This window comes from Methylobacterium sp., from assembly GCF_019750675.1.
Taxonomy (GTDB): Bacteria; Pseudomonadota; Alphaproteobacteria; order Rhizobiales; family Beijerinckiaceae; genus Methylobacterium.
Genome location: NZ_JAIEOF010000379.1, coordinates 21,316 through 27,511, shown reverse-complemented (window position 1 = coordinate 27,511; position 6,196 = coordinate 21,316). Strand labels below are relative to the sequence as shown.

The 6,196-nt window shown below is 67.8% G+C and carries 7 protein-coding genes; 1 reads left to right on the top strand and 6 read right to left on the bottom strand.

The window, feature by feature from the left end:
- The 6 genes from K2X24_RS19595 to K2X24_RS19570 all read right to left on the bottom strand — a co-directional run.
- Nucleotides 1-508: DUF4337 domain-containing protein (locus K2X24_RS19595; RefSeq protein ID WP_292500244.1), on the bottom strand; the 508-nt coding region annotated here is incomplete at its 3' end.
- Nucleotides 509-575: 67 nt separating this feature from the next.
- Nucleotides 576-1,604: a sulfate/molybdate ABC transporter ATP-binding protein gene (locus tag K2X24_RS19590; RefSeq protein WP_366934540.1), complete on the bottom strand. Its 1,029-nt coding sequence runs from the start codon at nucleotides 1,602-1,604 to the stop codon at nucleotides 576-578.
- A 19-nt stretch (nucleotides 1,605-1,623) separates the two neighbouring features.
- Complete coding sequence (gene cysW, locus K2X24_RS19585; RefSeq protein ID WP_292500241.1) at nucleotides 1,624-2,508, bottom strand: sulfate ABC transporter permease subunit CysW; 885 nt, start codon at nucleotides 2,506-2,508, stop codon at nucleotides 1,624-1,626.
- Entirely contained in the window at nucleotides 2,501-3,361 is an 861-nt protein-coding gene (cysT, locus tag K2X24_RS19580; RefSeq protein ID WP_238280998.1) for a sulfate ABC transporter permease subunit CysT, read from the bottom strand. Before cysT ends, cysW begins: the two co-directional genes overlap by 8 nt.
- A gap of 76 nt (nucleotides 3,362-3,437) precedes the next feature.
- Nucleotides 3,438-4,484, bottom strand: a complete 1,047-nt coding sequence (locus tag K2X24_RS19575; RefSeq protein ID WP_292500240.1) for a sulfate ABC transporter substrate-binding protein — start codon at nucleotides 4,482-4,484, stop codon at nucleotides 3,438-3,440.
- A gap of 810 nt (nucleotides 4,485-5,294) precedes the next feature.
- Nucleotides 5,295-5,483, bottom strand: a complete 189-nt coding sequence (locus K2X24_RS19570; RefSeq protein WP_292500238.1) for a hypothetical protein — start codon at nucleotides 5,481-5,483, stop codon at nucleotides 5,295-5,297.
- Nucleotides 5,484-5,874: 391 nt separating this feature from the next.
- Here K2X24_RS19570 and K2X24_RS24415 point away from each other — a divergent pair, with 391 nt between their 5' ends.
- Nucleotides 5,875-6,102: a hypothetical protein gene (locus K2X24_RS24415; protein ID WP_306424555.1), complete on the top strand. Its 228-nt coding sequence runs from the start codon at nucleotides 5,875-5,877 to the stop codon at nucleotides 6,100-6,102.
- Nucleotides 6,103-6,196 lie beyond the last annotated feature (94 nt).

The following is a 6,196-nucleotide window of genomic DNA, read 5'->3' as shown; positions in this document are numbered from 1 at the left end:
CCAACCCGGCCACACCCAGCAGCCCGCCGCCCACCACCAGCGCGAAGATCCCCGTGATCACCTCGGCCGAGGCCAGCACGATGCCGATCTGGAAGGCGGCTGAGGCGAATTCGTAGTGGTGGTAGCGGTGGAGGGCGAGGTCGCGCACCTCCTGGGAGTGGCGGGCCTTCTCGGCCAGTTCCTTGCGGCCCTCGCCGGTGGCGGGCTCGCTGTCCCAGCGGGCCAGGGTCTTGGCCCATTCGGCGCGCTTAGCCTTGACCGCCTCGGAATTGGTGACCTCCGGCGGCAGCAGCGCCAGGGTCTCGTCGGCGGTCTTGAGGACGGTCCCCCGGATGGTGCGGGCCTGGAAATAGGCCCACTGGTTAGAGGCCTCGACATTGGCGCCCAGCGCATCCGTCTGCGCGCCCTTGGCCAGGGTCTCGGCCAGCGCCAGGAACAGCGCCAGCACCGAGATCAGCAGCGCCACGCGCTTGTTGGAACTACCCCCCGCCCCGTGACCACCCGACATGCTGCTCGCCCTCGTTTCGACGGCGGCAGTCACACCCGATCATGCGCGTGAGCGCAAGGGGTTCCCGTCAGTTCGGGAAAACGTGGCCGCCGATGATCCGCAGGCCCACGGGGCTGCCGGCGGCGAAGCGGTTGGTGTCGGCGGCCTCCACCACCACGGTCTTGCCCTCGGGCCGGTCGACCTCGATGCGCTGGCGCCCCTGCGTCCGGTAGGACGAGCGCACGACGCCCTGGAGGTGCGCCTCGCCGCCCTCGGCGAACTGGAGCTGCCAGGGCCGGGCGTAAAGCTTGATCGGACCGACGAGTCCTTCGGGGGCCCGCACCGGCGTGAGGCGACCGTCGACGCGGACCGCGCCGGCCTGCGCGATCGCCTCGACCTCGATGGTGTCGCCGAGGAACTTCAGCACGGTGGCGGAGACCGGCGCCTCCTGGACCTCGTCCGGCGTGCCGACCTGCTCCAGGCGGCCCTTGTCGAGCACCGCGACCCGGTCGGAGAGTTCGAGCGCCTCGTCCTGGTCGTGGGTGACGAAGATCGTGGTCTGGCCGGTGCGGTCGTGGATCTCGCGCAGCCAGCGGCGCAGGTCCTTCCGGACTTGCGCGTCGAGGGCGCCGAAGGGCTCGTCGAGGAGAAGCACCCGCGGTTCGACCGCCAGCGCCCGCGCCAGCGCGATGCGCTGGCGCTGGCCGCCCGAGAGTTGGCTCGGGTAGCGGTCGGCGAAGCCCGAGAGCTTGATGAGGTCGAGGAGGTCGCCGACCCGGCGCTTGATCTCGGCCTTGGCCGGGCGCTCGGAGCGCTTCCGGGCGTTGAGCCCGTAGGCGATGTTCTCGGCGACGCTCATGTGCTTGAACAGGGCGTAGTGCTGGAACACGAAGCCCACCGCGCGCTGCTGCACGGGCAGCCGGGTCGCGTCCTCGGCCCCGAACACGATGCGGCCCGCATCGGGGAAGTCGAGGCCGGCGATGATGCGCAGCAGGGTGGTCTTGCCCGAGCCCGAGGGGCCGAGCAGCGCCAGCAGCTCGCCCGCCCGCACGTCGAGGGAGAAATCGTGCAGCACGGCCGCCGTGTCGAAGGTCTTCGACAGGTTCTCGACGCGGATGGCGGTCGAGCCGCCCCGCTCAATGTCCTCGGGCACCCGCGGCGATCTCGTCGGCGTAGCGCCATTCGAGGACGGATTTGAGGAGGAGGGTGACGAGGGCGAGGCCGGCCAGGAGGGAGGCGACGGCGAAAGCGGCAACGAAGTTGTACTCATTGTAGAGGATCTCCACGTGGAGCGGCAGCGTGTTGGTGAGGCCCCGGATGTGGCCGGAGACCACCGAGACCGCACCGAACTCGCCCATCGCGCGGGCATTGCAGAGGAGCACGCTGTACAGGAGGCCCCAGCGGATGTTGGGCAGCGTCACCGTGCGGAACGCGTGCCAGCCGGACGCCCCGAGGGTCAGCGCCGCCTCCTCCTCCGCCGTGCCCTGCTCCTGCATCAGCGGGATGAGCTGGCGGGCGACGAACGGGAAGGTGACGAAGATGGTCGCCAGCACGATGCCCGGCACCGCGAAAATGACCTGGACGTCGTGCTCGAGCAGCCAGGGACCGACGAGCCCCTGCGCCCCGAAGACCAGCACGTAGATCAGGCCCGAGACCACCGGCGAGACCGAGAACGGCAGGTCGATCAGGGTAACGAGCAGGTTCTTGCCAAAGAACTCGAACTTGGCGATGGCCCAGGAGGCCATGATGCCGAAGACGAGGTTGAACGGCACCGCGATGGCGGCGGTGAGCAGGGTCAGCCGGATCGCCGCATGGGCGTCGGCCTCCGTGAAGGCGGCCAGATAGGCGGCAAAGCCCTTGGCGAAGGCCTGCGCGAACACGGTGAGCAGCGGCAGCACCAGGAACAGGGCGAGGAACAGGATCGCGATCCCGATCAGCAGCCAGCGGATCCAGCGGCCTTCCGTGACGACGCTGGCGGGGCGGGCCCCAGCGAGGGCGACGGGTGCGAAGGTCTCAGACATAGCCGAATCTCCGCCGGCTCCAGGCCTGGATCAGGTTGATGGCGAGCAGGGTGAGGAACGAGATGCCGAGCATGATCGTGGCGATGGCGCAGGCGCCGCCGTAATCGTACTCGGACAGCTTGATGACGATGAGGAGCGGCGCGATCTCGGAGACGTAGGGCAGGTTGCCGGCGATGAAGATGATCGAGCCGTACTCGCCGACGCCGCGGGCGAAGGCGAGCGCGAACCCTGTGAGCACCGCCGGGATCAGCGGCGGCAGCACCACCCGCACCAGGGTGTGGACGCGCCCCGCCCCGAGGGTGGCGGAGGCCTCCTCGATCTCCTTGTCGATCTCGGCGATGAGCGGCTGAACGGTGCGCACCGCGAAGGGCAGGCCGATGAACACCATGGCGATGTAGATGCCCACCGGCGTGTAGGCGGCCTCGATGCCGATCCGCGCCAGCTGCGCGCCGACGAGGCCGTTGGGGGCGTAGAGGGCGGCCAGCGCGATGCCCGCGACGGCGGTCGGCAGGGCGAAGGGCAGGTCCACCACCGCGTCGACGATTCGGCGGCCGGGGAAGCGGTAGCGCGTCAGCACCCAGGCGATGAGGAAGCCGAACACCGAGGCGGTGAGGGCGGCGAGCAGGGACACGCCGAAGCTGACGCGGAGCGCGCTGGCCACGCGCGGATCGGTGGCGACCTCCCAGATTCCCGACAGGCCGAGCCCGGAGGCCCGCGTCACCAGGGCGGCGAGGGGCAACAGCACGATCAGGCCGAGGCAGGTCAGGGTGTAGCCGAAGGCGAGCCCGAAACCGGGGATCACGCTCGGGCGGAGGAAGCGCCGTTTGGCACGCGTTGGCGCATCGGTGCGGATGGGCGGGGCCATGCTGGTGTCCTGCTCAGGTCTCGGCCCCCTCCCGGTCCGGGGAGGGGGAACGCGGGCGGGCGCGTCAGCGCCCCGCCTTGCTCAGCTTGTCGAACAGGCCCCCGTTGTCGAAGTTCTTCTTCTGGATCTCGTCCCAGTCGCCCTGCAGGTCCTCGATCTTGAACAGCTTGAGTTCGGGCAGCTGCGCCAGATCCTCGGGCTTGGCCGCCGCGCGGTTCAGCGGGCGGTAATGGTGCTTGGCGAAGATGGCCTGTGCCCGGTCGGAATAGAGGAACTGGAGATAAGCCTCGGCTTGGCGGCGGGTTCCCTTCTTGTCGACGTTGGCGTCGACCAGGGCGACCGGCGGCTCGGCGTAGATCGAGGTCGGCGGCACGACCACATCGAACTTGTCGCGGCCGAATTCCTCGAAGACGAGGTAGGCCTCGTTCTCCCAAGTGGGTAGCACGTCGCCGAGGCCACGCTGCGCGAAGGTGACGGTGGAGCCGCGCGCGCCGGTGTCGAGGACGGGGACGTTCTTGTAGACCTCGCCCACGAAGGCGTTGGCCTTGTCGGCGTCCTTTCCGTCGCGCTCGTAGGCGTAGCCCCAGGCGGCGAGGAAGTTCCAGCGGCCGCCGGCGGAAGTCTTCGGGTTGGGGGTGATGACCTTGATGTCGGGCTTCACCAAGTCGCCCCAGTCCTTCACGCCCTTCGGGTTGCCCTTGCGCACGAGGAACACCACCGTCGAGGTGTAGGGCAGCCCCTGGTTCGGCAGCTTGGTGCGCCAGTCCGCCGGGATCTTCTTCGAGATGCGGCTGATCGCGTCGATGTCGGACGGGATGCCGAGGGTCACCACGTCGGCCGGGATGCCGTCGATCACGGTGCGGGCCTGCGAGCCCGAGCCGCCATGGGCCGCACGCACGGTGACGGTCTCGCCGGTCTTGGCCTTCCACTCCTCGGAGAAGGCCGCATTGATCTCGCGGTAGAGCTCACGAGTCGGATCGTAGGAGACGTTGAGAAGCTCGGTCTGGGCGCAGGCGAGGGTGGGGGCCAGCAGGGCCGCGGCGAGGCTCGCGCCGAGAAGGACCGCGTGGCGGCGGGTGCGCCCGGTGGGCCGGAAAGAGGTCTCGCTCACGGGTGGCTCCGAATCTGGCTTGCGCAGCCGGAGCGTAAGCGTGCGCCTCACGGCCCCGGTGACGCGGGTTTCGTTCGTTTTAAAGAACATTGTCAAGCGTCGCGACGGGACAGGATAAGGCGGTCCGAGCGGCTTCGTTCCTCTCTCCACGGTTGATCAGGAACGATTTTCCTGGGACGGAGAACGGCATCCTCCGCAGGCGGCTCGAAGAAGAAGAACCTGTTCGCCTGAGCGGGGTTCTATAGAAAGGACATTTTTGCGTTTTTCGTGCGTTCCGTGGGCTGCAGGGCGAGCATGCCGACACGCTGTCGCGCCATCCGCGACTCGAAGGCCTGCGGGTCGGCCGAGCACATCCCTTGGCGCGAGCGGCGGATGTGCGAATCCACTCCAACCGGGACGCCGTGCCGCCATGGCGGACCCACGCACACCGAATCAGCGCAAGCCGAGCCGCGACGCGCCCGCCGATCGCGGTGGATGCGCGGGTGAAGCGGAGGGTTGGAAGATCTGAGCGCGCCGGAGTCAGGTTTCGGCGCGATCGGTCCGCCGGCTCAGTCCGCCGCGACGGCGATGAGCGAGAACAGCGACGCCAGCAGGATGTTGCCGACGACGACGAGGGCGAGCACGATCATGGGACTTCTTTGCAAAGAGCGCGGTGGGAGATGCGCTCATACGATGTCCGTCTCCTAGCGGCCCTCGCCTGAATCGTCAGTGAATTCCTGCGGTACCCATGCGGAAGCGCGCCCAACGCGGTAAACGGATCACACTGCGGCACGGCCCCGGCGGGGTTGGCTGCGCGATCCGATCGAACTCTCAGCGCTGCGGCTTGCCGAGGCGGGCGAGCAGCGCCTCGATCCGGGCGCCCGGCGGCTCCGACAGGATCTCGGCGTAGAACGTTCGCAGGCTAAGTCCGAGGTGGCGGCGGATACCGGCGTTCAGCGGCGGAGGGCCGGAGCGCGTGGCCTCCGCCGTGGGTGAGCAGTCGCTTCGGGTCTTTGGCATGGAAGGGACCCCGGCCGTGCCGGTCGGCATCCCGCATGGGTGGAATGCGGCCGGCTGAGTCCCCAGCCTGACAGACGCAAGTTAAGGATAATTTGATGCATCCGGCGACCGCGATCGCACGGTTGCGTTGCCGTCTTATCAAAGGTTGTCAACCGGGTTTGGGCCAAGCGGGGCCGTAAAAAAAACCTCGGGCCGGGGCGCGTTCCGGAAACGGCGCCGCACCAAACACTTGGGGTGCGGGGATGTCATTTGGACGGCGTCCGGATGGCTAACGAAGGGTTTCCGGTTGTGGACGAATCCCTCAAAATTCGCTTACAACACCTAAGCTCACGGCGCCGCAGAGCGGTTGTTTTTCGATATCCCGCAACCAATCACGGGAAACAAATCCGACATGCAGAATATTACCATTACAGATCGAGAACGCGATGCTGTCCTGGCTGCGCTTCGGTACTATCAATTCTATAGGCTGCAGGGACATCCCTTTAATCCGCATCAGGATCACTTGATCGATGCGATCGCCAGCGAGTCCGGCGAGGCCCTTGATCTTGCCGAGATCGACGATCTCTGCGCCGGTCTGAACGGTAACGACCACGCCCTCGCCGCTGTCGTCAGCGCCTGATCGTGTGCTTTTGAAAGCGGGGCGGACAGGTTCGACCGCCCCGTGTGTCCAGTCCCAGCCCCGATGACGGGGCCGGCACTTCCACGCTGAGACC

Bases quoted from the DNA above. Each gene is read 5' to 3' on its own strand.
- K2X24_RS24415 (WP_306424555.1), top strand. From the start codon at position 5,875: ATGCAGAATATTACCATTACAGATCGAGAACGCGATGCTGTCCTGGCT.
- cysW (WP_292500241.1), bottom strand. From the start codon at position 2,508: ATGTCTGAGACCTTCGCACCCGTCGCCCTCGCTGGGGCCCGCCCCGCC.
- K2X24_RS19570 (WP_292500238.1), bottom strand. From the start codon at position 5,483: ATGCCAAAGACCCGAAGCGACTGCTCACCCACGGCGGAGGCCACGCGC.